At 72.9% G+C, this 24723-nt stretch carries 28 protein-coding genes; 12 read left to right on the top strand and 16 right to left on the bottom strand.

Annotated elements, in window-relative coordinates; genetic code table 11:
* Window positions 1-32: 32 nt before the first annotated feature.
* On the bottom strand, window positions 33-734 hold the full coding sequence (locus IE237_RS22090) for a DNA alkylation repair protein (protein ID WP_229842821.1): 702 nt from the start codon (window positions 732-734) through the stop codon (window positions 33-35).
* Between the two features lie 95 nt (window positions 735-829).
* On the opposite strand from IE237_RS22090, the gene IE237_RS22085 reads away from it, so the two are divergent.
* On the top strand, window positions 830-1597 hold the full coding sequence (locus IE237_RS22085; RefSeq protein WP_189803797.1) for a TVP38/TMEM64 family protein: 768 nt from the start codon (window positions 830-832) through the stop codon (window positions 1595-1597).
* Window positions 1598-1692: 95 nt separating this feature from the next.
* Complete coding sequence (locus tag IE237_RS22080; RefSeq protein ID WP_189803796.1) at window positions 1693-2568, top strand: undecaprenyl-diphosphate phosphatase; 876 nt, start codon at window positions 1693-1695, stop codon at window positions 2566-2568.
* A 24-nt stretch (window positions 2569-2592) separates the two neighbouring features.
* On the opposite strand, the gene IE237_RS22075 is transcribed toward IE237_RS22080, so the two are convergent.
* Window positions 2593-3186: a flavin reductase family protein gene (locus tag IE237_RS22075; RefSeq protein ID WP_189803795.1), complete on the bottom strand. Its 594-nt coding sequence runs from the start codon at window positions 3184-3186 to the stop codon at window positions 2593-2595.
* A gap of 82 nt (window positions 3187-3268) precedes the next feature.
* Here IE237_RS22075 and IE237_RS22070 point away from each other — a divergent pair, with 82 nt between their 5' ends.
* Together IE237_RS22070 and lnt are read left to right on the top strand one after the other, a co-directional pair.
* A complete protein-coding gene (locus tag IE237_RS22070; RefSeq protein ID WP_189803794.1) occupies window positions 3269-3715 on the top strand; it encodes a nuclear transport factor 2 family protein in 447 nt (148 codons plus the stop codon).
* A 52-nt stretch (window positions 3716-3767) separates the two neighbouring features.
* Entirely contained in the window at window positions 3768-5399 is a 1632-nt protein-coding gene (gene lnt, locus IE237_RS22065) for an apolipoprotein N-acyltransferase (protein ID WP_189803793.1), read from the top strand.
* Here lnt and IE237_RS22060 read toward each other — a convergent pair.
* Complete coding sequence (locus IE237_RS22060; RefSeq protein WP_189803792.1) at window positions 5323-6228, bottom strand: Gfo/Idh/MocA family protein; 906 nt, start codon at window positions 6226-6228, stop codon at window positions 5323-5325. The genes lnt and IE237_RS22060 overlap by 77 nt on opposite strands.
* A gap of 55 nt (window positions 6229-6283) precedes the next feature.
* The gene (locus IE237_RS22055) at window positions 6284-7516 is read right to left on the bottom strand and encodes an FAD-dependent monooxygenase (RefSeq protein WP_189803791.1); all 1233 of its coding nucleotides are present in this window, start codon (window positions 7514-7516) and stop codon (window positions 6284-6286) included.
* A 120-nt stretch (window positions 7517-7636) separates the two neighbouring features.
* Between IE237_RS22055 and IE237_RS22050 the strand changes: the two genes are divergently transcribed.
* The 3 genes from IE237_RS22050 (at window position 7637) to IE237_RS22040 (ending at window position 9491) form a co-directional block, all read left to right on the top strand.
* Window positions 7637-8254 (top strand): TetR/AcrR family transcriptional regulator, encoded by a 618-nt coding sequence (locus IE237_RS22050; RefSeq protein ID WP_189803790.1) that lies wholly within the window; start codon window positions 7637-7639, stop codon window positions 8252-8254.
* A gap of 77 nt (window positions 8255-8331) precedes the next feature.
* Window positions 8332-8859: a DinB family protein gene (locus IE237_RS22045; protein ID WP_189803789.1), complete on the top strand. Its 528-nt coding sequence runs from the start codon at window positions 8332-8334 to the stop codon at window positions 8857-8859.
* Window positions 8860-8987: 128 nt separating this feature from the next.
* Window positions 8988-9491: a hypothetical protein gene (locus IE237_RS22040; RefSeq protein ID WP_189803788.1), complete on the top strand. Its 504-nt coding sequence runs from the start codon at window positions 8988-8990 to the stop codon at window positions 9489-9491.
* A gap of 26 nt (window positions 9492-9517) precedes the next feature.
* On the opposite strand, the gene IE237_RS22035 is transcribed toward IE237_RS22040, so the two are convergent.
* From IE237_RS22035 to IE237_RS22005, 7 genes are all read right to left on the bottom strand, one after another.
* A complete protein-coding gene (locus IE237_RS22035) occupies window positions 9518-9991 on the bottom strand; it encodes a hypothetical protein (RefSeq protein ID WP_189803787.1) in 474 nt (157 codons plus the stop codon).
* Between the two features lie 70 nt (window positions 9992-10061).
* Window positions 10062-10745 carry a uracil-DNA glycosylase gene (ung, locus tag IE237_RS22030; RefSeq protein WP_189803786.1) on the bottom strand — a complete coding sequence of 228 codons (684 nt, stop codon included), beginning with the start codon at window positions 10743-10745 and terminating at the stop codon, window positions 10062-10064.
* An 81-nt stretch (window positions 10746-10826) separates the two neighbouring features.
* Entirely contained in the window at window positions 10827-12404 is a 1578-nt protein-coding gene (locus IE237_RS22025; protein ID WP_189803785.1) for an ABC transporter substrate-binding protein, read from the bottom strand.
* Window positions 12405-12552: 148 nt separating this feature from the next.
* Window positions 12553-13320 carry an SDR family oxidoreductase gene (locus IE237_RS22020; RefSeq protein WP_189803784.1) on the bottom strand — a complete coding sequence of 256 codons (768 nt, stop codon included), beginning with the start codon at window positions 13318-13320 and terminating at the stop codon, window positions 12553-12555.
* Between the two features lie 28 nt (window positions 13321-13348).
* Window positions 13349-14110, bottom strand: a complete 762-nt coding sequence (fabG, locus tag IE237_RS22015) for a 3-oxoacyl-ACP reductase FabG (protein ID WP_189803783.1) — start codon at window positions 14108-14110, stop codon at window positions 13349-13351.
* A gap of 223 nt (window positions 14111-14333) precedes the next feature.
* Window positions 14334-14717: a DUF3037 domain-containing protein gene (locus IE237_RS22010; protein WP_030686313.1), complete on the bottom strand. Its 384-nt coding sequence runs from the start codon at window positions 14715-14717 to the stop codon at window positions 14334-14336.
* Window positions 14714-15559: a HipA family kinase gene (locus tag IE237_RS22005; protein ID WP_189803782.1), complete on the bottom strand. Its 846-nt coding sequence runs from the start codon at window positions 15557-15559 to the stop codon at window positions 14714-14716. Before IE237_RS22005 ends, IE237_RS22010 begins: the two co-directional genes overlap by 4 nt.
* A gap of 433 nt (window positions 15560-15992) precedes the next feature.
* Between IE237_RS22005 and IE237_RS22000 the strand changes: the two genes are divergently transcribed.
* Window positions 15993-17021, top strand: a complete 1029-nt coding sequence (locus IE237_RS22000; protein WP_189803781.1) for an NAD-dependent epimerase/dehydratase family protein — start codon at window positions 15993-15995, stop codon at window positions 17019-17021.
* 29 nt (window positions 17022-17050) lie between these two features.
* Here IE237_RS22000 and IE237_RS21995 read toward each other — a convergent pair whose 3' ends face one another.
* Both IE237_RS21995 and IE237_RS21990 read right to left on the bottom strand, forming a co-directional pair.
* The gene (locus tag IE237_RS21995; RefSeq protein ID WP_189803780.1) at window positions 17051-18163 is read right to left on the bottom strand and encodes a sensor histidine kinase; all 1113 of its coding nucleotides are present in this window, start codon (window positions 18161-18163) and stop codon (window positions 17051-17053) included.
* The gene (locus tag IE237_RS21990) at window positions 18156-18959 is read right to left on the bottom strand and encodes a response regulator transcription factor (RefSeq protein WP_189803779.1); all 804 of its coding nucleotides are present in this window, start codon (window positions 18957-18959) and stop codon (window positions 18156-18158) included. Before IE237_RS21990 ends, IE237_RS21995 begins: the two co-directional genes overlap by 8 nt.
* Window positions 18960-19083: 124 nt before the next feature.
* Between IE237_RS21990 and IE237_RS21985 the strand changes: the two genes are divergently transcribed.
* From IE237_RS21985 to IE237_RS21975, 3 genes are read left to right on the top strand one after another with little or no spacing between them, the layout of a single operon-like run.
* Entirely contained in the window at window positions 19084-19800 is a 717-nt protein-coding gene (locus tag IE237_RS21985; protein ID WP_229842820.1) for a glycosyltransferase family 2 protein, read from the top strand.
* Window positions 19797-20417 carry a TIGR04282 family arsenosugar biosynthesis glycosyltransferase gene (locus tag IE237_RS21980; RefSeq protein WP_189803777.1) on the top strand — a complete coding sequence of 207 codons (621 nt, stop codon included), beginning with the start codon at window positions 19797-19799 and terminating at the stop codon, window positions 20415-20417. Before IE237_RS21985 ends, IE237_RS21980 begins: the two co-directional genes overlap by 4 nt.
* A complete protein-coding gene (locus IE237_RS21975; RefSeq protein WP_229842819.1) occupies window positions 20414-21070 on the top strand; it encodes a class I SAM-dependent methyltransferase in 657 nt (218 codons plus the stop codon). Before IE237_RS21980 ends, IE237_RS21975 begins: the two co-directional genes overlap by 4 nt.
* Before the next feature lie 66 nt (window positions 21071-21136).
* On the opposite strand, the gene IE237_RS21970 is transcribed toward IE237_RS21975, so the two are convergent.
* Complete coding sequence (locus IE237_RS21970) at window positions 21137-21541, bottom strand: hypothetical protein (RefSeq protein WP_189803775.1); 405 nt, start codon at window positions 21539-21541, stop codon at window positions 21137-21139.
* Window positions 21541-22683 carry a molybdopterin-dependent oxidoreductase gene (locus IE237_RS21965; RefSeq protein ID WP_189803774.1) on the bottom strand — a complete coding sequence of 381 codons (1143 nt, stop codon included), beginning with the start codon at window positions 22681-22683 and terminating at the stop codon, window positions 21541-21543. Before IE237_RS21965 ends, IE237_RS21970 begins: the two co-directional genes overlap by 1 nt.
* A 113-nt stretch (window positions 22684-22796) precedes the next feature.
* Between IE237_RS21965 and IE237_RS21960 the strand changes: the two genes are divergently transcribed.
* Window positions 22797-24245, top strand: coding sequence for a glycosyltransferase 87 family protein (locus IE237_RS21960; RefSeq protein WP_189803773.1), 1449 nt, complete (start codon window positions 22797-22799; stop codon window positions 24243-24245).
* Window positions 24246-24335: 90 nt separating this feature from the next.
* Here the strand turns inward: IE237_RS21960 and IE237_RS21955 are convergent, their stop codons facing one another.
* Entirely contained in the window at window positions 24336-24665 is a 330-nt protein-coding gene (locus IE237_RS21955) for a TfoX/Sxy family protein (RefSeq protein ID WP_189803772.1), read from the bottom strand.
* Between the last annotated feature and the right edge of the window lie 58 nt (window positions 24666-24723).

Raw genomic sequence — 24723 nt, 5'->3', positions numbered from 1 at the left:
GCAGCAGTTGGGCCGCCCGGCACCCGGGGGGCCTAGAGATTCTTCAGGGCCTCGCGGACGGAGAGCGGGGAGAGGCGGGAGCCGTGGGCGGCGACGAAGGAGCGGACCTCCGCGGGGGCCGTCTTGCCGTACTCGCGCAGGCTCCAGCCGATGGCCTTGCGGATGAAGAAGTCGGGGTGGGCCGAGCGGCGCAGGCAGTAGGCGAAGAGCCGGTCGGCGTCGGTGGCGTCCTTGAAGCGGAGCTGGTGGAGGAGGGCGGTGCGGGCGACCCACAGGTCCTCGTCGTCGATCCACGCGGCCATCTCGCCGGCGAGGGCGGGGGCGGCCGCCACGAGTCCGCCGACGACGTGGGCGGCGAGGTGGTCCACCGTGTCCCACCAGGAGACGGTGGTGACGAGCCGGCGGGCGACCGGCAGGAAGCCGGAGGAGCAGCGCTTCACGTGCCGGCGGAGGTAGTCGACGGCGAAGTAGTGGTACTCGCGCTCGGGCAGGGCGAAGCAGCGCAGGGCGATCGCGGCGCAGTCGGTCTCGTCGGGGCGCGGGGTGCCGTCGAGGACCGTGCGGGACAGGGCGCGGCGCTCGGGCGTGCGGATGCCGAGGAAGGGGGCCGCGCCCTTCATGTACGCGACCATCTCCTGGGCCCGGAAAGGGTTCCCCGCGGCGGGGTAGACCGTGGTGAGCCGTGCCAGGACGGTGTCGGCGAGGGCGCTCGCGGGCGGCGCGGTGTCGGTCATGGGGCCCTCTCGGTCACGGCGCTCTCCGGGTGCGCCCCGGACGGACATGACGCACATTACGGCGCTCCTACGGACGCGTCCGTTACTCTCCCCGAATGCTCGCTCCCGTCCCCCGGCCGCCGGGCTCCCCTGCCGTCCGCTTCTCCCGGGCCCTGCTCGCCCCCCGCGCGCGGCTCTCGTTGCTGGCTCTTCTGCTGCTCACGGCGGCCACCCTCGTGGTGCTCTACGAGCCTCAGCGGATGCTCGCCTCGGGCTGGCCGCCGCACACGAGCGGCGCCGGGGCGGTGCTGCTCTTCGGTCTTGCGTACGGGGTGTGCGCGGCGGCGTTCGTACCGCGCCCGGTGCTCAACCTGGCGGCGGGCGCGCTCTTCGGGTCCGCGGCCGGTCTGACGGGGGCCGTCGCGGGGACGGTGCTCGGCGCGGGGATCGCCTTCACCCTCGGCCGGTTCCTGGGGCAGGACGCGCTGCGTCCGCTGGTGCGGGGCCGCTGGCTGACGGCGGCGGACGGGCAGCTGAGCCGGCACGGTTTCCGGTCGATGCTGGCGATCCGGCTGTTCCCGGGAGTGCCGTTCGCGGCGGCCAACTACTGCGCGGCCGTCTCCCGGATGGGGTACGTGCCGTTCCTCCTGGCGACGGCGCTCGGCTCGCTGCCGAACACGGCGGCGTACGTGGTGGCGGGTGCCCAGGCCGGGTCGCCGGGTTCGCCGGCGTTCCTCTTCTCGGCGGGGTTCATCGTCCTGTCGGGCCTCGGCGCGGCGGTGGTGGCCTGGCGCAAGCGGCACGGCCTGCGGGCGGCCGCGTCGGCCCCGGCGCCGGAGTCCGGGGCGACGCCCGAGCCGGTGCGGGAGCCGGCCCTCCCGTAGCTCCACGCGCTCGCCACGGGCACGTCATCTTCGGCATGTACGCTGCGCACGACCTTCTGACCGCACACGTACATAATCGGGACGGCCCTAGCCCCATGAGTTGGTTCGAATCGTTCATCCTGGGACTCGTCCAGGGGCTGACGGAGTTCCTTCCCATCTCCTCCAGCGCGCACCTCCGCCTCACGGCGGCCTTCGCCGGCTGGGAGGACCCGGGGGCGGCCTTCACCGCGATCACCCAGATCGGCACGGAGACCGCGGTCCTGATCTACTTCCGCAAGGACATCGCGCGGATCGTCTCGGCCTGGTTCCGTTCCCTCACCGACAAGTCGATGCGGTCCGACCACGACGCTCAGATGGGCTGGCTGGTGATCGTCGGCTCGATCCCGATCGGTGTCCTCGGCGTGACGCTCAAGGACCAGATCGAGGGCCCCTTCCGCGATCTGCGGATCACGGCGACCACCCTCATCGTGATGGGCATCGTCCTCGGCATCGCCGACCGGATGGCCGCCCGGGACGAGATCGGCGGCCGGCACCGCGCGATGCGCGAGCGCAAGACCCTCAAGGACCTCGGCGTGAAGGACGGCCTGATCTACGGCCTCTGCCAGGCGATGGCCCTGATCCCGGGTGTCTCCCGGTCCGGCGCGACGATCTCCGGCGGTCTGTTCATGGGCTACACCCGTGAGGCGGCGGCCCGGTACTCCTTCCTGCTCGCGATCCCGGCGGTGCTCGCCTCGGGCGCGTTCGAGCTCAAGGACGCGGGCGAGAGCGGCCACATCTCCTGGGGACCGACGATCTTCGCCACGATCGTCGCGTTCGGCGTCGGCTACGCGGTGATCGCGTGGTTCATGAAGTTCATCACCACGAAGTCGTTCATGCCCTTCGTGATCTACCGGATCCTGCTCGGCATCCTGCTCATCGTGCTGGTCTCGGCCGGCGTGCTGAGCCCGCACGCCGGCGAGTCCGGGGGCTGACGCCCTGGCCCCGGTGGGGGCGGCTCAGCTCCCGTAGGGCACCCTGGCGATCTCCTCGATCCCGCCCAGGGTGCCCCATTCGTTCTTCCCGAGCCGGGTCAGCGGGCGCATCAGGGTCATCTCGGGATGGCCGTCGACCATGACCGACGCGTCGACCGCCGCGTGCACGACCCGGCCGAAGACGACCGTGGAGTCACCGATCCGCAGCGTGCTGTGCAGCTCGCACTCCAGCGCCACCGGCGACTGGGCGACCCGCGGCGGCTTCACCCGCAGGCTCGGCTCCCGCTCGACGCCGCACGCGTCGAACTCGCTCACCCCGCGCGGGAAGTCCGTCGCCGTGGCGTTGATCCGCTCGAAGAGCCCCTCGGGGGCGAGGTTCACCACGAACTCCCCCGTCTCCTCCACGTTGCGCAGCGAGTCCTTGCGGCCGACCGACGTGAACTGCACGACCGGCGGGGCGACCGAGGAGATGGTGAAGAAGGAGTGCGGGGCGAGGTTGTCCGTCCCGTCGGCCGAGGCCGTGGACACCCAGGCGATGGGCCGGGGCACGACGGTGGCGGTCAGCAGCCGGTAGAAGGAGGTGCGGTCGGTCAGTTCGGGGTCGATGTTCACGCGCATGGCGGCCAGTATGACCGGCGCCCGCGCACATCCGTCCCGCACGGCCCTTGGCCCCTGGCGTCCGCTGCCCGACACTGAGCCGATGACGCAGCGCGTGGACCTCGCGACCGTGATGGACCGATTCGCCCTCGACGACCTGATCACCGGCTACGCGGCGGCCGTGGACGAGGGCGACTGGAGCGCCTACCGGGGGCTCTTCGCCCCGGCCGGCAGGGCCGACTACCGCGGCTCGGGCGGGATCGAGGGGCCCGCGGCGGAGGTCGCCGACTGGCTCGCCGCGACGCTGCCCCTGTTCCCCGTACGCCAGCACCTCATCGTGAACCGGCGGGTGCGGTTCCGGGAGCCGGGCGGCTACCCGGAGACCGGGGACCGGGCGGACATCGGCGCCGACTACGTCAACCCGATGCGGTTCGCCTCCGGCGAGGACTTCGTCTGCGGCGGGCGCTACGCCTTCGCGGCGCGCCGCACCGCCGACGGCTGGCGCCTGGCCTCCGTCGTCGTCGACGAGCGCTGGCGCCGCCACAGCTGACCCCGGACAACGGAGCGTCGCGGACACTGGAGGCATCGACGGGAGGCACGTCATGCGTGGTCCGTTCGTGATCCGCCGCCGCGGAGGCCGGGCCGACCGCACCCGCGCCCCTCGGCGCGCCGGGCACGGGGTGGGGCGCTCCCTGCTCGCCGTCGGCTGCGGCGCCCTGCCCGCGCTCGCCTTCCCGGCCCCCGGGCTCTGGTGGTGGGCGTACCTGGCGCTCGTGCCGTGGCTGCTGCTGATCCGCACCGCGCCGGGGGCCCGGCGCGCCGGTCTCGACGGCTGGTTCGGCGGCCTCGGATTCATGCTGGCGATGCACCACTGGCTGCTGCCGAGCCTGCACGTCTTCCTGCTCCCGCTCGCCGCGCTGCTCGGACTGCTGTGGCTGCCCTGGGGGTGGCTCGTCCGGGCGCTGCTCGGCGGGACCCCGTCGGCGCTCCGCGCGTCCGTGGCGCTGCTCGCGGTGCCCTCGGGGTGGCTGCTGGTGGAGCTGGCCCGTTCCTGGGAGGGGCTGGGCGGCCCGTGGGGCCTCCTCGGCGCGAGCCAGTGGCAGGTCACGGCGGCGCTGCGGCTCGCCTCGGTCGGCGGGGTCTGGCTGGTGAGCCTCCTGGTGGTGGCGGTGAACACGGCCGTGGTCCTGCTGGTGGCGGCGCCGGGGCAGCGTCTCGTCGGGGTCGCCGGGATCGCCGCCTGCGCCCTGGTGGCCGGGACGGCCGCCTGGGGCGTGCCGGTCCCGGACCGGAGCGGGACGGTACGGGTCGGTCTCGTGCAGCCGGGGGTCTTCGACGGGCCCGAGGGGCCGGAGCGGCGCCTCGCCCGGGCCGAGGCGCTGACCCGCTCGCTCGCCGGCAGGCCACTCGACCTGGTCGTGTGGGGGGAGAGCGGGGTCGGTGCCGATCCGACGGGCGACCCGGTGCTGGCGGCCCGGCTCACCGCCCTGTCGCGGGCGGTGGACGCGCCGCTCCTGGTGAACGTGGACGCGCGGGGCGCCGACCGCCCCGGCATCTACAAGAGCGCCGTCCTTGTCGACCCGAAGGGCCTCACGGGCGACCGGTACGACAAGATGCGGCTCGTCCCCTTCGGCGAGTACGTCCCCGCGCGTGGAGTCCTGGGCTGGGTGACGTCCGCCGGCCGCGCGGCCGAGGAGGACCGGCGGCGGGGGACCGAGCCCGTCGTGATGACCCTGCCCGCCCGCGAGGCCGGCGCGCCCCCGCTCCGGGTCGGGCCGCTCGTCTGCTTCGAGTCCGCGTTCCCCGACATGAGCCGCCGCCTCGTGCGCGACGGGGCCGCGCTGCTGGTCGTGCAGTCGGCGACCAGTACCTTCCAGGACAGCTGGGCGCCCGCCCAGCACGCCTCGCTCGCGGCGCTGCGGGCGGCCGAGACCGGCCGGCCCGTGGTCCACGCGACGCTCACGGGGATCAGTGCCGCGTACGGTCCCGACGGGCGGCGGATCGGCCCGGCGCAGGGCACCGGCGCGAGCGTCGCCGTCGTGCGCGAGCTGCCGCTCTCGGAGACGACGACGTTCTATGTCCGGTGGGGCGACTGGCCGTTGTACGGCGCGCTCGTGGTGGTCGGCGGCGTGGTCGCCGCCGGGGCCTCGGGGGCGTTCAGCCCGCCTGGGTCAGCGCCTCGCGGACGACGCGCTCGCACAGCTCGTGGGTCAGCAGGGCGTCGCGGGCGCTGAGCACCCGGCCCTCGCGTACCGAGTCGAGGAAGGCGAGGACCGCCTGCTCGATGCCGCGCTGCCGGGCCACCGGCACCCAGTCGCCGCGCCGGCGCACGGTGGGCTGGCCCTTGTGGTCGACGACCTCGGCGAGGTTGAGGACCTGGCGCTTGGTGTCCTGCCCCGACACCTCCAGGATCTCCTCGGTGGAGCCGTTCATCCGGTTCATCATGCCGATGGCGGTGAAGCCGTCGCCGGAGAGCTGCAGCACCACGTGGTGCATGAGCCCCTCACGGATCCGGGCGCGCACGTCGACGTGCTCGATCTCGCCGGGCAGCAGGAAGCGGAGGGTGTCGACGACGTGGATGAAGTCGTCGAGGACGAAGGTGCGGGGGTCCTCGGGCAGGCCGATCCGGTTCTTCTGGAGGAGGATCAGCTCCCGCGGGTGCTCGACGCACTGGGCGTAGCCGGGGGCGAGGCGCCGGTTGAAGCCGACGGCGAGGCTGACCCGGTGCTTCTCGGCGAGCTCCACGATCCGCTCGGAGTCGGCGTACTCGTACGCCAGGGGCTTGTCGACGTAGGTGGGGACGCCGGCCTCGACGAGCCGGCCGGCGATCTCGGCGTGGGCGGCGGTGGAGGCGTGCACGAAGGCCGCGTCGAGCCCGGCGGAGATCAGCGAGTCGAGGTCGGTGTGGCGCCGCTCGGCGGGCAGGTGCAGGGTGTCGGCCACGCGCTCCAGGGTCGCCGGGGTGCGGGTCTGGAGGTGCAGTTCGACGTCGGGGAGGGCGCCGAGGACGGGAAGGTAGGCCTTCTGCGCGATGTCGCCGAGTCCGATGCAGCCAACCTTCACGGGGTCTCCCTTGTCGTCGTTCGCCGGCCCTGGCCGTGACGGCCGTTCGCGCCGGTCAGCTTACGCGGGAGGGATCATGCCCTGACCGGGGGACGGGGTCGACGGGCGGCCGCCAGTCGCAGATGCCGTCGAAGCCGCGCAGGGCGAGGCCGGGCCCGAAGCGGGAGACGGCGCTGACGGCCGTGTCGCGCAGGACGACGGCGGGGCGGGCGGAGAGCATGGTGAGCGCTCCGGTGCGGGCGGCCCTGCGGACGATGGCGGTGGTGCGCGGCAGCCGGTCGGCGGTGTACGCGGCGAGCGCGCGGCCCGGCTGGAACCCGGGGGCGGTGCCGGCGTGGTGGGCGAGGACGACGGCGTCCTCGATGGCCTGGTTCCCGCCCTGGCCGAGGCTCGGCATCATCGCGTGCGCGGCGTCGCCGAGGAGGGCGACCCGGCCCCGGTGGAAGGCGGGCAGCGGGTCGGGCAGGTGGTGCACGTCGTGCCGGAGGATCCGGTCGGGGGCGACACCGGCGAGGATCTCGGGGACGGGGTGGTGCCAGTCCCCGAACAGCCGCAGCAGTTCGGCCTTCTCGTCGTCGGGCGCGTGGGCGCCGGCGGGGGCCACGGCCATGGCGTACGCGTAGACCCGGCCGTCCTTGAGGGGCTGGCTGCCCCACAGCCTGCCGGCGCCCCAGGTCTCGTGCGGGGCGAAGGGCCGCGCGGGGGCGGGGACGACGACGCGCCAGGTGGTGGTGCCGGAGTAGCGGGGGCCGGGGTGTCCGGGGAAGAGCGCCCGGCGGGTCGCGGAGTGGATGCCGTCGGCGCCGAGGACGAGTTCGGCCTCGAGTTCGCCGCGCGTGCCGGTGCCGGTGTCCGCGACGGTGACGCGGGCGGGACGGTCGTCGTCGCCGAAGTCGGTGACGGTGGCGGCGGCTCCGGTGCGGACGACGCCCTCGGGGAGGGCGGAGGTGAGGATCTCGACGAGGGTGGCGCGGTGGAGGAGGACGAGGGGCCCGCCGAAGCGGGCGGCGGCCGCCTTGGCGTCGGTGCGGGCGAGCCAGCGGCCGCCGGGGGTGCGCATGCCGCCGTCGCCCTGCCAGGCGGAGAGGGCGCGGACGCGGTCGCCGAGGCCGACGGCGTCGAGGGCGCGCTGCGCGTTCGGGGCGAGGCCGATGCCGGCTCCGACGGGGGCGAGGCCGGCGGCGCGTTCGAGGACGGTGACCTGCCAGCCGCGCCGGTGCAGGGCGACGGCGGCGGTGAGTCCACCGATGCCGGCTCCGACGACGACGGCACGGCGCTGCTGTTCCATGGCTGCTCCTCGGCTCGGGACGGTCGGATCGACGGCTCACTACAGGTGTAGTGAGCCCGACACCGCGACCGTACTACAGGTGTAGTTCCGTCGGTAGGGGCCGGTAGTAGGTTGTCCCCCATGACCTCAGCCACCGCCGGGACCCCGGCCCCGGAGTCCCCCGCCTCCCGCGCCGAGCGGATCGGCGACGCCGCCCTCGCCCTCCTGGTCGAGCGGGGGATGCGGGGCCTGACCCACCGCGCCGTGGACGAGCGGGCGGGGCTGCCGCAGGGCTCGACGTCCAACCACGCCCGCACCCGCCAGGCCCTCCTGGAGACGGCCGTGCGGCGCCAGGTCCAGCGCGAGGCCGAGGTCCTCACCCCGCACGAGCTGCCGGGCCCGGAGAGCGGCGGCGACGCTCTCGTCGACGCGCTCGCCCGCTCCCTCCACCGCTATCTCACCGACCACCGCTCCCTGCTGGTCTCCCGCTACGAGCTGGCCCTCGAAGCCACCCGCCGGCCGGAACTCCGGAGCTTCTTCGACACGGCCGGCTCGGCCTTCCACACCCCGCTGATCGCGATGATGACGGCGGCCGGCTCGCCGGAGCCCGAACGGCACGCGCTCTCCCTGATCGCCTGGAGCGAGGGGCTGATGTTCTCCTGCGCGGCGGGCTCCTTCCACGCGGCCGTGCCGAGCCGCGCGGAACTGCGCACCGGCTTCGACGAGTTGCTGCGCGGCATGCTCGGGAACCGGCCCTGACGCAGGCGAGCCGGCACGGCTCCGGCCTGCGGCGAGACCCCTGGCGCCACCGGACGGCATGGGAGACGATGCCGCCCATGACCACCGAACGCACCGAAACCGCCCCGCGCGTCGACCCGGCCACCACCACGGGCGAGCGCGAGGCCCTGGAGCAGTGGCTCGACTTCCACCGCGCGACCCTCGCGATGAAGTGCGAGGGGCTCGACGACGCCCAGCTCCGCACCCCGTCCGCGCCGCCGTCGGACCTCAACCTGCTGGGCCTGGTCCGGCACATGGCCGAGGTCGAGCGCGGCTGGTTCCGCCGCGTCCTGGCCGGCGAGGACGCGCCGTGGATCTACTCGACGAAGGAGGACCACGACCGGGACATCCACGCCACGGACGAGGACACCTACGAGGAGGCCCACGCCACCTGGCAGGCCGAGATCGCCCGTGCGCGCACCCTGGCCGCCGGCCGTGGCCTCGACGACCTGGGGGCGGGCGAGCACCGCTCCGGCGAGCGCTTCAACCTCCGGTGGATCTACCTCCACATGATCGAGGAGTACGCCCGCCACAACGGCCACGCGGACCTCATCCGCGAGCGGATCGACGGCGCGACCGGCGACTGACCCCGCCGGGCGGAGCCGCTCCGCCCGGCCGCGCCGGTCAAGACCGGGCCCCGCACGGCTCACCCGTGCGGGGTATTCCCCGCCGGTAGGGGCGCGAAGATCACGCGCGGCCCAGCAGAGTTGCGCGGGTGCATGGAACCCGAACCACAGTGAAGATCCTGGTCGGGGCGGCGGTCGCCGCCCTGGCGGGCTGCGTCTCGGTGGACGCCCCGCCGACGGCGCCCACCCCCGCGCCCGCGCCCGCGCCCGCGGCCGACACCGTACGCCCCGCCCAGGACGTGGCACCGCAGATCGTCGAGGGCCCGGCCCGCGAGGCCCTCGAAGCGGCGCTGCCCGCTCCCCCGCCGTCCGCGGCGCCCCGCGCCTCGCCCTCGGCGGAGCACCACCGGCGGGCGGTGACACCTCCCCGCCCCGAGACCCCGCACCCCGACTCCGTACCGCACCGGCGCGAGCGCCCGCGGTCGGCGGTCCGGCCGGACCTGCCCGAACCGCCCGGACTGCGGGAGCTCCGGAGGCTGCCGGGGAACCCGCCGGTCTCCCGGACGGACGTCTGCGATCTGGGCGAGCGGTACGGGGGCTGGGGGCCCGGCAGCGATCCGGCCAGGATCTGTCACGGCGCGTACGGCCGGTAGGGGTCCCCCGGGGGAACCGGGCCCCGTCAGGCGTCCCTGAGCCGCAGCTCCAGGCGCTCGATCGCGGCCCGCACCCCGTTCCCGTAGCCGTCGTCGTCGAGGTGGTCCGAGGCCGTGCGGGCCCGGTCCAGATGGACCCGCGCGGCGTCGGGCCGCTGGAGCTTGACGTAGTCGGCGGCCAGGTTGAGATGGAGCGAGGGATACAGCGCCCGGAGGGCGGCGGCCGAATCGTGCGCGGCGAGCCGCTCCTCCGCGAGGCCCTCGGCCGCGCTCAGCGCCCGCAGGTCCCAGGCCAGCTCGGTGTCGGGATCGTCCTGGGCGTCCGCCATGTAGTGCGCGAGGGTGCAGCGGTGCAGGGGGTCGCCGTCCGGGCCGATCTGCTGCCAGAGCAGCCCGAAGCGATTGCGGGCCTCCTCGCGGTCGCCGCCGTGGAGCAGCATCATGGCCTGCCCGATCCTGGTCATGATGCCCTCGTCGGACACCTGCTGCTGCTCGGTCACCGCGACCTCCACCCGCTCACCCACTGGGAGTGACGACGCTAGCCGCACCCGGCCCGGATCGGGCCGAGGCTCAGCCGAGGTCCGGGATCCGCCAGTCGATCGGCTCGTGCCCCTGGGCCGCGACGGCCGCGTCGATCTGGGTGAAGGGCTGCGATCCGAAGAACTTCTTCGCCGACAGCGGCGAGGGGTGCGCCCCCTTCACCACGACGTGCCGCTCCTCGTCGATGAGCGGCAGCTTCTTCTGCGCGTAGTTGCCCCACAGGACGAAGACGGCGGGGTCGGGGCGGGAGGCGACGGCGGTGATGACCGCGTCCGTGAACTTCTCCCAGCCCTTGTTCTTGTGCGAGTTCGCCTCGCCGGACCGGACCGTCAGCACGGCGTTCAGCAGGAGGACGCCCTGCTCGGCCCACGGCATCAGATAGCCGTTGTCCGGGATGGGGTGGCCGAGCTCCGCCTGCATCTCCTTGTAGATGTTCCGCAGGGAGGGCGGGGTCTTCACGCCGGGGCGGACGGAGAAGCAGAGGCCGTGACCCTGCCCCTCGCCGTGGTACGGGTCCTGACCGAGGATCAGGACCTTCACCTTGTCGTACGGGGTGGCGTCGAGGGCGGCGAAGACCTCGTCCTTCGGCGGGAAGACCGGTCCCCTCGCGCGCTCCTCCTCGACGAACTCGGCGAGCTGGGCGAAGTACGGCTTCTGCAGCTCCTCGCCGAGGACACCCCGCCAGGACTCGGGCAGCATGCTGGTGTCGGTCACGGTCACAACCTCCGGTGGACGTTCCTGTTACTCCGTCCGAGAACCTATAGGGGGCCACTGACAGTGGCCCCCTCAGGTCTGCTACCAGCTGGCCCGGCGGCTCAGCTCCCACACCTGCATGACGGTCTGCGGGTCGAGGGCGCGCTCTCCGCCGCCGATGTCCTCGCCGGCCGCGATGTACAGCTTGCCCTGCCACAGGGGCAGCAGCCGGACGTCCCCGACCATGATCTCCTGAGCCTCCACGAACTCGTCCGTGACGGTCCCGCGGTCGCTCTCGCGGCGGGACTTCGGCAGCAGTTCGTTGGTGATCCGGGAGCTCTCGTAGGGCGTGCCCAGGACGTTCTCCTTGCCCACGAAGGGGGCGACGAAGTTGTCCGGGTCCGGGAAGTCGGGGAACCAGCCGCGGCCGAAGACCGGGTACTCGCCCTTCTGGTAGCCCGCCTGGAACTCCTTCCACGGCTTGCCGTGCAGGGTGACCTTGAAGAGGCCGGACTCCTCCAGCTGCCGCTTGAGCTCGGCGAACTCGGCGGCCGTCGAGGAGCCGTACCGGTCGGTGGTGTACCAGAAGTCCAGCTCGACGGTCTCGGTGATGCCGCCCTTGCGGAGGATGCGCTCCGCCTTCTCCTTGCTGGGCGTGCCGAAGCGGTCGAAGAACTTGGTGGTGTGGGCGGCGATCCCCTTGGGCACCATGGAGTACAGGGGCTCGGCGGTGCCCTGGTAGACCTTGCTGACCAGTTCGTCGCGGTCGACGAGCTGGGCGATGGCCTTGCGGACGGGGAGCTTGGCGACGGACTCGTCCTGGGTGTTGAAGACCAGGTAGCGGATGTCGGCGCCGGTCGACTCGACGATCTGGAGGCCCTTGTTCTCGGGCTTGTCCTCCTGGAGGGCGACGACCTCGTCGGCGGTGAGGCCGCGGTAGGTGGCGTCGATCTCGTCCTTCCGGAGCGCGGCGACCATCGCCTCGGAGTCGTCGAAGTACCGGATGGTGACTCCGCCGTTCTTACGGTCGGCGAAGCCCTTGTAGGTCGGGTTCTTGGTCAGCTCCGCCTTCTCGCGCTCGGTGTACGAGTCGAGGACGTACGGGCCGGAGCCCATGATCTTGCCGTCCTTGCGGAGCTTGTCGGCCGGGTACTCGGCCGGGTCCACCAGCGACATGGCGGGGGTGGCCAGGACGAACGGGAAGGTGGCGTCCGACTTGTTCAGCCGGAAGACGACGGTGCGGTCGCCGACGGTGTCGATCTTGTCGAGCGAGCCGAGCATCCCGTTGGGGCCGCCCTTGTGGTTGATCGTGCGGATGCGCTCGATCGAGTACTTCACGGCCTCGGCGTCCAGCTTGTGCCCGTTGGAGAACGTGAGGCCCTCCACGAGCTTGCACTCGAAGACCCGGCTGGAGGTGTCGGTGAACTTGCAGTCGGCGGCGTCCGACTGCGGGGTGGTGCTGCCCGTGGGGAAAGCGACCAGGGTCTGGAAGACATTCCGGAAGAGCTCCCAGGAATTGTCCCAGGCGGCGGCCGGATCAAGCGTGGTGGGAGAACTCGTCGTACCGATGACGATTCTCTGATCCCCGGCGGATTCGCTGTCCGAGAAGACACCGCATCCGGTTACCAGGGATATGGACACAAGGGCTGCAGCGGCCTGCAGACTGGTCCGGTTGAACACGTGCACGCTCCTCGTTCAGCCAGGGGTCGGCCGACGATACCGCAGCACCCCGTCAGGTCAATGTTCGAGCCCGACGGGGCACTTGAGGCATTCGACGTATAACCGGGCCCAATCCGGACACGAAATCCGGAAAGTGTCCGATTATCGGTCACCCGACTCCGGCGTTCAGGAAAATCCCGCCGTCGACGACCAGCGTCTGGCCGGTGATCCACTCCGACTGGGACGAGGTCAGGAAGGCGGCCGCGCCGCCGATGTCCTCGGGCTCGCCGAGCCGGCCGAGCGGATAGGCGGCGGCCGCCTCCGCCTCACGGCCCTCGTAGAGCGCCTGCGCGAATTTCGTCTTCACGACGGCCGGAGCGATCGCGTTGACCCGCACGAGCGGGGCGAATTCATGGGCCAGCTGGATGGTCAGATTGATCATCGCGGCCTTGCTGATTCCGTATGCGCCGATGAAGGGCGAGGCCGAGACGCCGGCGACCGAGGCGATGTTCACGATCGCCCCGCCGTGCTCCTTCTGCCAGGCGTGCCAGGTCCGCTGGGCGAAGCCGAGCGCGGAGACCACGTTGGTCTCGAAGACCTTGCGGGCCACCCCGAGGTCCAGGTCGGCGATGGGGCCGAAGACCGGGTTCGTACCGGCGTTGTTGATCAGGAAGTCCACCCGGCCGAAGCCGTCCATCGCCGCCTCGACGGCGGCGGCCTGGTGGGCCTCGTCGTGCGCCTTGCCGGGGACACCGATGGCCCGGTCGGCCCCGAGCCGCTCGACGGCCTCCTTGAGTGCCTCCTCGCCCCGCCCGGTGATGACGACCCGGTCGCCGCGGGCGACCAGCGCCTCGGCGATGCCGTAGCCGATGCCCCGGCTGGCTCCGGTGACGAGGGCGACCTTGCCGGACAGCTCCGGCCGTTCCTGAGCGCTCATGCGCGTCTCCTCCTCTCGCTGCCGGACGTCAGTTGAGCGGGCCGCCGGCCACGTACATGACCTGGCCGGAGACAAAGCCGGCGTCGTCGCCCGTGAAGAAGGCGATCGCGTTGGCGACGTCCTCGGGGCGGCCGACCCGCTGCACCGGGATCATGGAGGCGGCGGCCGCCTGGAACTCCTCGAAGCCCATGCCGACGCGCTCGGCGGTCTGCGCGGTCATCTCGGTGACGATGAAGCCCGGGGCGACGGCGTTGGCGGTGACGCCGAACTTGCCGAGCTCCTTGGCGAGGGTCTTGGTGAGGCCCTGGAGACCCGCCTTGACGGCCGAGTAGTTGGCCTGGCCGCGGTTGCCGAGCGCCGAGGAGGAGGAGAGGGAGACGATCCGGCCGAAGCCCGCGTCCACCATGTGCTTCTGGACGGCCTTGGCCATCAGGAAGGCGCCCTTGAGGTGGACGTTCATGACGATGTCCCAGTCGGACTCGGACATCTTGAAGAGCAGGTTGTCGCGGAGCACACCCGCGTTGTTGACGAGGATCGTCGGCGCGCCGAGCTCGGCGGCGACCCGCGCGACGGCGGCCTCCACCTGCGCGCTGTCCGAGACGTCGCAGCCGACGGCGAGAGCGGTGCCGCCCGCGGCGGTGATCTTCTCGACGGTGTCCTTGCAGGCCGCCTCGTCGAGGTCGAGTACGGCGACGGCGCGGCCCTCGGCCGCCAGGCGGAGCGCGGTGGCCGCGCCGATGCCCCGTGCGGCACCCGTGACGACGGCTACGCGCTGCTCGGTGGTGGACATGCTTGGTTCTCCTCGCCCTTGGATCGTCCCTGGTCGCGGCCGAACCGGTCGCCGCTCCTGCGTCCCGCACATGAGCGACCGCTTAGTATCGTCCGCAGACGAGACGCTAGAAGCCCTGGCACCCGGTGTCAACGGCACACCGGGTGCACCAGGTCACTCCCCTTGCTCCTACCGGACGAGTACCGGACGGCTACCGGACGACTACGGGACGAGCACCGGACGACTACCGGACGAGAAGGTCGAGCAGCCGCTCCACCTCGGCCTCGGGGTCGGCCGTCAGACCCGTGTGCACGGGCCCCGGCTGCACCACCGTGGAGCGCGGCGCGATCAGCCAGCGGAAGCGCCGCCCCGCGTCGTCGCGCGCGGCCTGGCCCGCCGCGTCACCGCCCAGGCAGACCCCCTCGACGGCACGCAGCGCGGCCCGTACGCCGGTCACGTCGGCCGCCGGGTCGAGCACCGTCAGCTTGGCCTCGTCCAGATGCGTCCGCGCGGCGACGAAGGACCGGGCGCGGCAGTAGACGACCACTCCCGCGTTGAAGCACTCGCCGCGCTCCACTCGCGGGACGACGCGCAGCAGCGCGTACTCGAAGACATCGCGGTCGGTCACGTCGTGCTGTCCTTCTCGGTGGGGTGCGTCCGGGGCGCGAGGCGGTCGGCGAGCCAGCCGGGCGGCTGCTGCGGGCGGCTCTCGCTGCGGGGCCCGAGCGTGATCCGCTCGTGGATGGTGGCGGCGCGCGGCAGCAGCGCCGCGACGTAGGCGGCGCGCACCTCGTCCGTGCTGTCGAAGCCGGGCTCGTCGACGAGCCACTCGTCGGGGACGTCGGCGGCGACCTCCTCCAGGAGCTCGCGGGTGACCAGCGGAGCGAGCTCGGCGGCCGCGGCGGCGATGTCCGGGGCGAAGGGAGCGAGCGCGTGGTCGGAGGCGTCGTACGGCTTCGCGGCGGAGGCCTGGGCGCCCGGCCAGTTGTGGTGCCAGATCATGGTGGCGCCGTGGTCGATGAGCCACAGGTCGCCGTGCCACACGAGCATGTTCGGGTTGCGCCAGGACCGGTCGACGTTGTTGATCACCGCGTCGAACCAGACGACCCTGCCGGCCTCCTGGGGGTCGACCTCGTACGCGAGCGGGTCGAAGCCCAGCGAGCCCGGCAGGAAGTCCATGCCCAGGTTGAGCCCGCCGCTCGCCTTGAGCAGCTCCTGCACCTCCTGGTCGGGTTCGGAGAGCCCGATGACCGGGTCGAGCTGGATGGTGACGAGCTCGGGCACCCGCAGACCGAGCCTGCGGGCCAGCTGCCCGCAGATGACCTCGGCGACCAGGGTCTTGCGGCCCTGGCCGGCACCGGTGAATTTCATAACATAAGTGCCGAGATCGTCGGCCTCGACGATCCCGGGGAGCGAACCGCCCTCACGCAAAGGCGTGACATAGCGGGTCGCTACGACCTCTTCCAACACTTTCCCAGGCCACCCATCTCTTCAGCCTTACAATCTACGGACGACTTCTCCGGGGCGTAGAGGCAGGAATCACCGGTGCCGGGGAGAATCCGGGGAGTTTCGGCCGGTGAGCCGGTCTCCCCGCTCCCCCAGCAGACCCGTCGATGGTGCCGCGCCCCTTGCTGCCGGCTTCCGGCATGAAGTGAGCATAGTAACCGAGGGTGATCGAAGTCGCCGGCGATGCAGATCAGGCGCGGGCCGCACCGGATGGCGCCACGCGCTCTTCTCGTCCCACCCGGGTTCCCGGACTTCATGTCCCGCACCCGCGTCGTGCACCCCGGGTCCGTGCGCGTCCTGTGCTGCTGAACTGACGGGGCTGAGGATCCTCTTACGGATCCGTGACGCGCGGCCCGTCGGGCACCTCACCGGGACCGGGGCGGCATAGCTTCGGGGCATGCGCGTACTTGTGACTGGAGGAGCGGGCTTCATCGGCTCGCACGTCGTCGCCGAGCTGATCGGACGCGGGCACGACCCTGTGGTGTTCGACATGACGATGGACGGGCGGGACGTACGGGACCCGAAGGCGGTGCTGGACGCCTTGGCCGGGGTCGACGCGGTCTGTCACCAGGCGGCCAAGGTGGGCCTGGGCAAGGACTTCGGGGACGCACCCGGCTACGTGTCGGTCAATGACCTCGGTACGGCGGTCCTGCTGGCCCAGATGGCGGATGCCGGCGTGCGGCGGCTGCTGCTCGCCGGGTCGATGGTCGTCTACGGCGAGGGGCGGTACGAGTGTGCCGCGCACGGCGTGGTCCGGCCCGGTCCGCGGGCCGAGGCCGATCTGAAGGGGGGTCGGTTCGAGCCGCGTTGTCCGGACTGCGGTGCCGACCTTGCCCCCGGTCTGGTCGCGGAGGACGCGCCGATGGACCCCCGGAACGTCTACGCCACCACCAAGCTGGCGCAGGAACACCTCGCGTCCTCGTGGGCCCGGGCGGTCGACGGACGCGTGATCGCGCTGCGCTACCACAACGTCTACGGCCTGGGGATGCCCCGCGACACCCCGTACGCGGGCGTGGCCGCCCTGTTCCGGTCCGCGCTCGCGCGCGGCGAATCGCCGCGCGTCTTCGAGGACGGTGGTCAGCGGCGGGACTTCGTCCACGTACGGGACGTGGCCTCGGCCAACGCGACGGCGCTGGAGGCGCTGGCCGCTGGGCCGGGCTTCGCCGCGTACAACGTCGGCAGCGGCGATCCACGGACCGTCGGCGACATGGCCGAGGCGCTGGCCGCCGCGTGCGCGGGGCCGTCCCCGGTCGTGACCGGCGAGTACCGGCTGGGCGACGTCCGGCACATCACCGCCGACTCGGGGCGGCTGCGCCGCGAGCTGGGATGGCGCCCGACGGTGTCGTTCGCCGACGGGATGGCCGAACTCGCGGGCGGCACGGAAGGCCCGGCCGCGCGGGAGGCCGGGCTCGCCCGGCAGCCGTAGGGCAGCAGTGGGCTGACCTGGGACACCGCCTACCCCACCGGTACCGGCAGGGTCAGTTCGAAGCGGCAGCCGCCGGAGACGTTGCGGACGTCGGCCCGGCCGGCGTGTGCCTCGACGATGCCCCGGACGATCGCCAGGCCGAGGCCAGCCCCCGAGGGTGGAGTGCGCGCCGGGGTGCCGCGCCAGCCGGTGTCGAAGACGCGCGGGAGGTCTTCCTCGGGGATGCCTCCGCAGGCGTCGGTGACCGAGAGGACCACGGAGTCCGCGCGGCGTTCGGCCGCGATCGCGACCGTACCGTCGGCGGGGGTGTGGTGGATGGCGTTCACGAGGAGGTTGGAGAGGACTCGGGTCATCTCCTTGCCGTCCACCTCCACCGGGAGCGGTGCGACGTTCTCGCCCGCGAGGCGCACGCCGTGTTCTCGTGCGAGGGCGTCGGCGCCGGCCAGGGCGTCTCCGACGAGATCGTAGAGGGACATCCGGGTGGGGCTGAGGGTCAGCGCGCCCGCGTGGATGCGGGAGAGCTCGAAGAGGTCGCCGACCATGGAGTTGAGGCGGTCGACCTCCGTGCGCATCTGGCGGTGGTAGCGGGCGGGATCGGCCGCCATGCCGTCCTCCAGCGCCTCCGACATGGCGCGCAACCCGGCCAGTGGGGTGCGCAGGTCGTGCGAGATCCAGGCCACGAGCTCGCGCCGCGAGGTCTCCAGGGCGCGCTCGCGTTCGCGGGAGGCGGCCAGCCGTTCGCTGGTGAGGGCGAGCTCGCGGCTCAGCGCCTCGAATTCGGCGGGGGCGGGTACGAGCGGTGGGGTGAACGTGCCCTGCTCCCCGAAGCTGCGGGCCGCTCCGACGAGTTCCCGGCATCGCCGGACGACCTGGCGGCCCAGGAGCAGCGCGGTGGCCAGCGACACGACGGCCGCCATCGCGACGACCATGGTCACCACGGCCAGGTCGTGGGACGACAGGAACATCGCCCACGCCACCGCGAGCGTCCCGGCGAGCATCGCGGACACGGCGACGGCAGCGACGACGGCGAGGGACACCGCGACGCTCCGGTGCCTCAGGAGCCGCAGCGCCACGGCTCCCATAAGGCCGGCGGCGCCCGCCCCGAGCAAGGCGTACAGGGCGATCAACAGCAGGTCACGCATCGTCGGCCGCCCTCTCGCCGGCCGATGTGGCCTCCGGGCTCGCCTCGAAGCGGTAGCCGACGCCCCAGACGGTCTGGATCAGCCGCGGGTTCGCCGGGTCGTCCTCGACCTTTCCGCGGAGCCGGCGCACGTGGACGGTCACGGTGGAAAGATCTCCGAAGTCCCAGCCCCAGACCTCGCGCATCAGCCGCTCCCGGTCGCAGACCTGCCCCGGGTGCCGCAGGAAGTAGGTGAGGAGGTCGAACTCCCTCAGGGTGAGCGTGAGTTCCTTCCCGTTCTTGGTGACGCGGCGGGCCGTTGCGTCCAAGGACAGCCCCGCCGCGTCGAGCCGTTGCCCATCGGCCGGAGCGGCGGCGGCCGCGCGACGCAGGACCGACCGCACACGCAGGACGAGCTCTCGCGGGCTGAAGGGTTTGGTCACGTAGTCGTCCGCGCCGACCTCCAGGCCCAGGATCCGTTCGTCCTCGTCACCTCGCGCGGTCAGCATGATGACCGGGACCGGTGGGCTGCCGTTCTCCCGTGCGCGCAGCCGGCGGCAGACCTCCAGCCCGTCCATGCCTGGCAGCATCAGGTCCAGCACCACGAGGTCGGGCCGGAGCTCCTCGGCGGCGCTCAGCGCGGCCGGCCCGTCGGCGGCCAGGCTTACTGCGAAACCAGCCCGCTTCAGGTACTCGGCCACGACTTCCGAGACGGTCGGATCGTCGTCCACCACGAGGACCCTGCCCAGGGCACCGGCCCCGTCGACACCATCGGCGTGGTGTCCTTCGTACGGGCTCTCCCCGTCGGTCACTGCCATGGCCCCAGGTTGTCACCCGTCCGGCCGTGGCTCTGGCACAGGCACCCCTCCCCCGGGATGGCGTCCGCGTTTCGTAAGGACTGGAAGGGGCATTTCCCGCTCCTCGGTTCCTACGGTGTGGAGGGTGACTGCATCTGCTTGCCCGCCGCCCCGCGCGGACCTCGTACTGCCGTGCCTCGACGAAGCCGAAGCGCTCCCCTGGGTGCTGGCGCGGGTGCCCGCCGGGTGGCGGGCCATCGTCGTCGACAACGGCTCGACCGACGGCTCCGCGGAGATCGCCCGAAGCCTCGGGGCGACCGTCGTCCACGAGAGCCGGCGTGGTTTCGGTGCCGCCTGCCACGCCGGGCTGCTCGCGGCCCGCGCCGACCTGGTCTGCTTCTGCGACTGCGACGCCTCGATGGACCCAGGACTGCTCGCCCCGATGGCCGCCCGCGTGGCATCGGGCGAGGCCGATCTGGTGCTCGGGCGTCGGCGCCCGCAGGGGCGAGGTGCCTGGCCCCTGCATGCCCGCGCCGGGAACCTGGCCCTCGCGCGCATGCTGCGTCACCGCACCGGGCTGCGGCTGCACGACCTCGGCCCGATGCGGGTGGCACGACGAGAGGCGCTGCTTGGGCTGGGGCTGACCGACCGGCGCAGCGGCTACCCGCTCCAAATGGTCGTACGGGCTTCGGATGCGGGCTGGCGGGTCGCCGAGACGGACGTCCCGTACCTGCCCCGCTCGGGGAAGTCGAAGGTCACCGGGACCTGGCGGGGCACCTGGCACGCCGTGCGCGACATGCGCCGGGTCCTGGCGGAGCCGCCCGGCGCACCGTCCGTCGCGGCCGGAGAGGTCTCCGTATGAGCACCCTCCTCGTCATCGCCAAGGCGCCCGTGGCGGGCCGGGTCAAGACACGCCTCACCCCGCACTTCACCCCGGAACAGGCAGCCGAGCTGGCCCGAGCCGCCCTCCAGGACACGCTCGCGGCCGTGCTGTACGCCTCCGTCGGGCGTCGTGTTCTGGTCCTCGAAGGGCGACCGGGGCCGTGGGTGCCCGAGGGCATCGAGGTCCTTCCGCAAGGCGTCGGGAGCCTGGACGCCCGACTGGCCGCGGCCTTCTCCCACGTCGAAGGGCCCGCCCTGCTCATCGGCATGGACACCCCTCAGGTCACCCCCGACCTCCTCGCCCAGGGCCTCGACTTCAGCGAGACCGATGCCTGGTTCGGCCCGGCCGACGACGGCGGATTCTGGGCGCTCGGCCTGGCCGAGCCCGACCCGGCACTCTTGCTCGGCGTCCCCATGTCGGTGGCACACACCGGGCGCGAGCAGCGCCGACGGCTGACCGCGTCCGGGCGCGCGGTACGGGACCTGCCCGAGCTGTGCGACGTGGACACCCCGGCCGACGCGGCACAGGTCGCGGCCGCCATACCCGGCACCCGCTTCGCCACCCTCCACGACCGGCTGGGCGCGGTGACGCGGTGACCGCCCAACTGACCGAGCCCGCCCTCGCCTGGCGGGCCGACCCGTACGCCAAGGCGCTCCGCACCGGCCGTGGCCCTCTCTACCTGCGCCGAGACGACGGCTGGCTGCTGCCGCTCGAGGTCGAGCGATGGTGCGCCGAACCCGACGCGGCCGACACCACCGTCCTCGACCGCTGCGACGGCCCGGTCCTGGACATCGGGTGTGGACCCGGCCGCCTCGTCACAGCCCTCGCCGCACGCGGACACCGGGCTCTCGGGGTGGACGTCACCCCGGAGGCGGTGGCCCGCGCAGTCCGCGCGGGAGGCAGCGCCCTGTGCAGATCGGTCTTCGATCCCCTGCCTCGTGAGGGCCGCTGGGACACCGTGCTGCTCATCGACGGCAACATCGGCATCGGAGGCGACCCGGCCGCCCTGCTCCGCCGCGCCGCCCGACTCGCCTCACCGTCCGGCTCCCTGCTGGTCGAGGTGGCCGCCGTCGACGTCGACGAACGCGTCGAGGTCCACGTCGACGACGGCCGCGGCGGCCGCGGAACGCCCTTCCGGTGGGCCCGGCTCGGCACGCGGGCACTCTGCGCCGAGGCCCCGGAGGCCGGCTGGACCCGCGCCCTCACCTGGCAGGCCGCGGGCCGCAGCTTCGTGGTCCTACGCCGCTGACGACACGACCTGAAGGGGCCGACGCCTGACACCCCGTCGGCCCCTTCTCCATGGCTCTGCCACGACTCAGCGCCGCCGAGCCGCCCTTCGCAGGCACGCGCGCAGTCCGACGTACGCCACGGTGATCACGGCGACGGCCGCCATCGCGAGCAACCAGTTCCGTGCGTAGTCCAGCGGCAGCACCGTCGCGTTGGCCACGCCTCCAGGGCGCAGGAGCGGCGGGAGGGCGATCACCGTCAGCGAGCCCGCGACGATCAGCGCGGCGCGCGGAACACCGCGCAGACGCAGACCCGCCGCCACTGCGAGCGCGGCGATCGCGAAGACGAGCGGTGCGATCAGCCCGTCGTGCACGAGGGCCCCACCCGCGAGCCACACGCCGACCCGCCACGGCTCGGGCTGCTCCAGCAGCAGAGCACCGCCGAAGGCCATCAGCACGATCCCACAGCCGCCCACCAGGTACCGGTACGCCATCACCGCACCTCCAGTCGGCCGACCCACTTGGTCTGGAGCACCCCGGGCCGGTTCGGGGCGATGATCCGCGCCGGGTAGCCGTGGTCCAGGGACAGCACCTCGCCGTTCAGGCCCAACGCCAGCAGGGTGAGCGGGTCCTGGGCGTACGTGCGGCCCATCTCCATCACCCGGTACGCGCCCGCCGCCTCCAGTGACACCACCCGGCACCCGGCACGCGGGTCGCCTCCCGCCCGGTCCAGCAGGTCGCGCACCCGTACCCCCGTCCAGCGGGCGGACTTGCTCCACCCTTCCACGCACGCGATGGGCAGCGTCACCTCGTGCTGCGGCATCGCGCGCAGTTCCTCCAGAGTGAGGCTGTACGGGCGCGGCCCGGCGACGGTCAACCGCCAGTCGGTCAGCGACGCCTCCGTGACGCGTGCCGCGGCGGCCGTGCGGTTGACCGGCAGTCCCTGCGGCCCGTGGTCCGGACTGCGCGGGCCGAACAGCTCCAGCGGACCGAGCGCGGTGACGGACTGGCCGACGGTCGTCAGCGTTACGGCGCCGACCCCGGCCGCGAGGGCCGCCAGCAGCTGACGGCGGTCCGGCCCGTCGGCGGAGGGGAGGGCGAGGGTGCCGGGTGAGCGGCGGGTGAAGTGGTCACGGATGCGGGGCCATCGAACGGCGACGTGGAGCAGCAGCGCTCCCACCAGGAGCCAGCCGACGGCGTAGTGGACGGGTACGAAGGAGAACGGCCAGGGGTACCACTGGAAGGTGTTCAGCAGCCCGGTGAACAGCTCGAAGATCCCGGCGGCAACGAGCACGGCCACCGAGAGGCGTTCCAGCGCGTGCCGGACCGAACGGATCGGCGGCCACGCGAAGAGCCGTGGGTAGACCGCCCACAACTTGGCCAGAAGCAGCGGGATCGCGGCGATGCCCGAGGCCACGTGCAGTCCCTGGGTGAGCCGGTATCCCCAGTACGGGCGGCTCGGCAGCCGGTCGGCGAGCCAGGCGGGCGGGTGCTGGAGGTAGTGGCTGAGCACGCCGGTCGCGAAACAGATGACGACGGCGAGCCCGAGCCATCGACCGATCACGGTCGCGGTACGGGCATCATGCAGGCGCGGCTTGAAGGTGATCGACGGTCCAGGAGGCTGAGTGAAGCGCATGAGCCCATGACACCCCCGGACACACCCGTGTGGGTGGTCGGAACACCTTACGAAACACGGACGCGCGGGGCGCCCGACCCCACTTCCAGTACCGTTCCTGGAACGCTGCGGACGTGAACCCGCGCACCGCCCTCACCGCGACGGCCCTCGCCGCCCTCAGCACCGTCCTCGTCCTCACCATCCGATACGACGGTTACCGCGCCGACCCCGGCGGACTGTTCTGGCGGTACGCGGCGTGCTGGGTGCTCTTCGCCGGCGCTCTGCTCGCGCTGCGCCGGGTTCCGTCCTCCCATGTCGTGCCCCTGCTCGTGGCCGGAGCGATCGCCGTCACGGTGACCGGTCTCGTGGCACCGCCCCGGACCAGCACCGACTCGTACCGCTACGCCTGGGACGGCCGCGTCCAGTCGGCCGGCGTCTCCCCGTACGACCACGCTCCGCAAGACCCGGAGCTTGTCCGGCTGCGCGACTCGTGGCTCTTCCCCACAGGGACGGCCTGCACCGGTCCCGACCGCGCCCACATCCCCCACACCGGACCGGAACCGCACTGCACGCGTCTCAACCGGCCCGCCGTACACACCATCTACCCGCCCGTCGCCGAGGCGTACTTCCTGACCGTCGACCAGCTCTCCCCGGAAGGCGCCCGCCACAAGCCCCTCCAGATCGGCTCCGGCCTGATCGCCCTGGGCGTGACCGGTGCGGTGCTGCTGATCCTGCGCCGCAGGGGCACGGACCCGCGCCGGGCCGCGTACTGGGCGTGGTGTCCCGCCGTGCCCATCGAGGCGGTCAACAACGCGCATGTGGACGTCCTCGGGGCGCTGCTGGCCGTGACCGGACTCGGGCTCCTCGCCGTCCTTCCGAACCGCCGCTCGGCCGGCGGGCTGGTCATCGGCGCCGCCATCGCCACCAAGCTCATGCCCGCCATCGTCCTGCCGGGCGCGCTGTCCGGAGTCCGCCGCGTCCGCGACGCCGGCGCCGTGCTGCTTCCCGCCGCCGCGTTCACCGTGCTCGCCTACCTGCCGTACGTCCTCCTCTCGGACGGCTCCGTATTCGGCTATCTCGGCGGCTATGTGGAGGAGGAAGGTTACGACGACCCCGCGGCCGGAGCACGGTACGCGCTGCTCCGCCTGGTCCTGCCCGACAGCTGGGCGTTGCCCGTGGTCCTCGCCGTCATGGCGGTCGTGTCCTTGTACGTGATGCGGCGCGGTGACCCGCAACGGCCGTGGAGCGGGGCACTCCTGGTCACGGGGTGGGCGTTCGCCCTCCTCACACCCGGCTACTCCTGGTACGCCCTGCTCCTGGTCGCCCTCGTCGCACTGGACGGACGCTGGGAATGGCTGGGCGTCGCCCTGGCCGGCCCAGCCGTCTACGTCTTCGGCCGGGTCTTCGCCCAGCGGGAGCCGACGGCCGCGATCGCGTACGGTGCCGCGGCCCTCCTCGTCCTCGCGGCCGCTGCCATGCGGCGGCGTCGCGGAACCGGAACGCGCCGGCCCGAAGGCATCTCCATCCAGACATCGGGGCCAGGGTCGCCACCCTCGGCCCGGACCGCGAGCCGGCCGACGTAGTGGCGCCGGCCCTCGGCGTGCGCGGCGCATGCCTCCGGGGAGGGGAGTCCGCTGCGGACCAGACGCAGGCGACGTACCGGCGCTCGCCCGTTACTTGGGCGGCAGCGTGCTCGCGAAACCCACGGCCGTGGCGATCCAGTGGTCGAGGACCCGGTCCTCTGCGAGGGCGGGGCCGCCGACGGTCACCCAGCCGCGCATCGGCTTGCCGGTGAAATCCATCGGGCGGGCCTCCGGGCGGGCCAGTGCCTCCTCGGCCCGCTCGGGACCCACGCGGGCTATCAGCTCGTCGCCGACCACGCCCACGGTCATGTTCCCGCCCAGCAGGAAGGCCAGGCCGCCGAACATCCGCTTCTCCGTGAAGCCCGACCGCTCGCCCAGCCCCTCCCTGATCCGCTGGGCCAGCCCTTCGTCATACGTCATGGAACCCACTCTTCCGCACGACCCGGCGACGCGCCCTGCGGGAGAGGCCATGAGTCGA

The sequence above is a fragment of the Streptomyces tanashiensis genome (assembly GCF_014648895.1).
GTDB lineage: Bacteria > Actinomycetota > Actinomycetes > Streptomycetales > Streptomycetaceae > Streptomyces > Streptomyces tanashiensis.
This window is presented reverse-complemented; position numbering and strand designations above follow the sequence as displayed.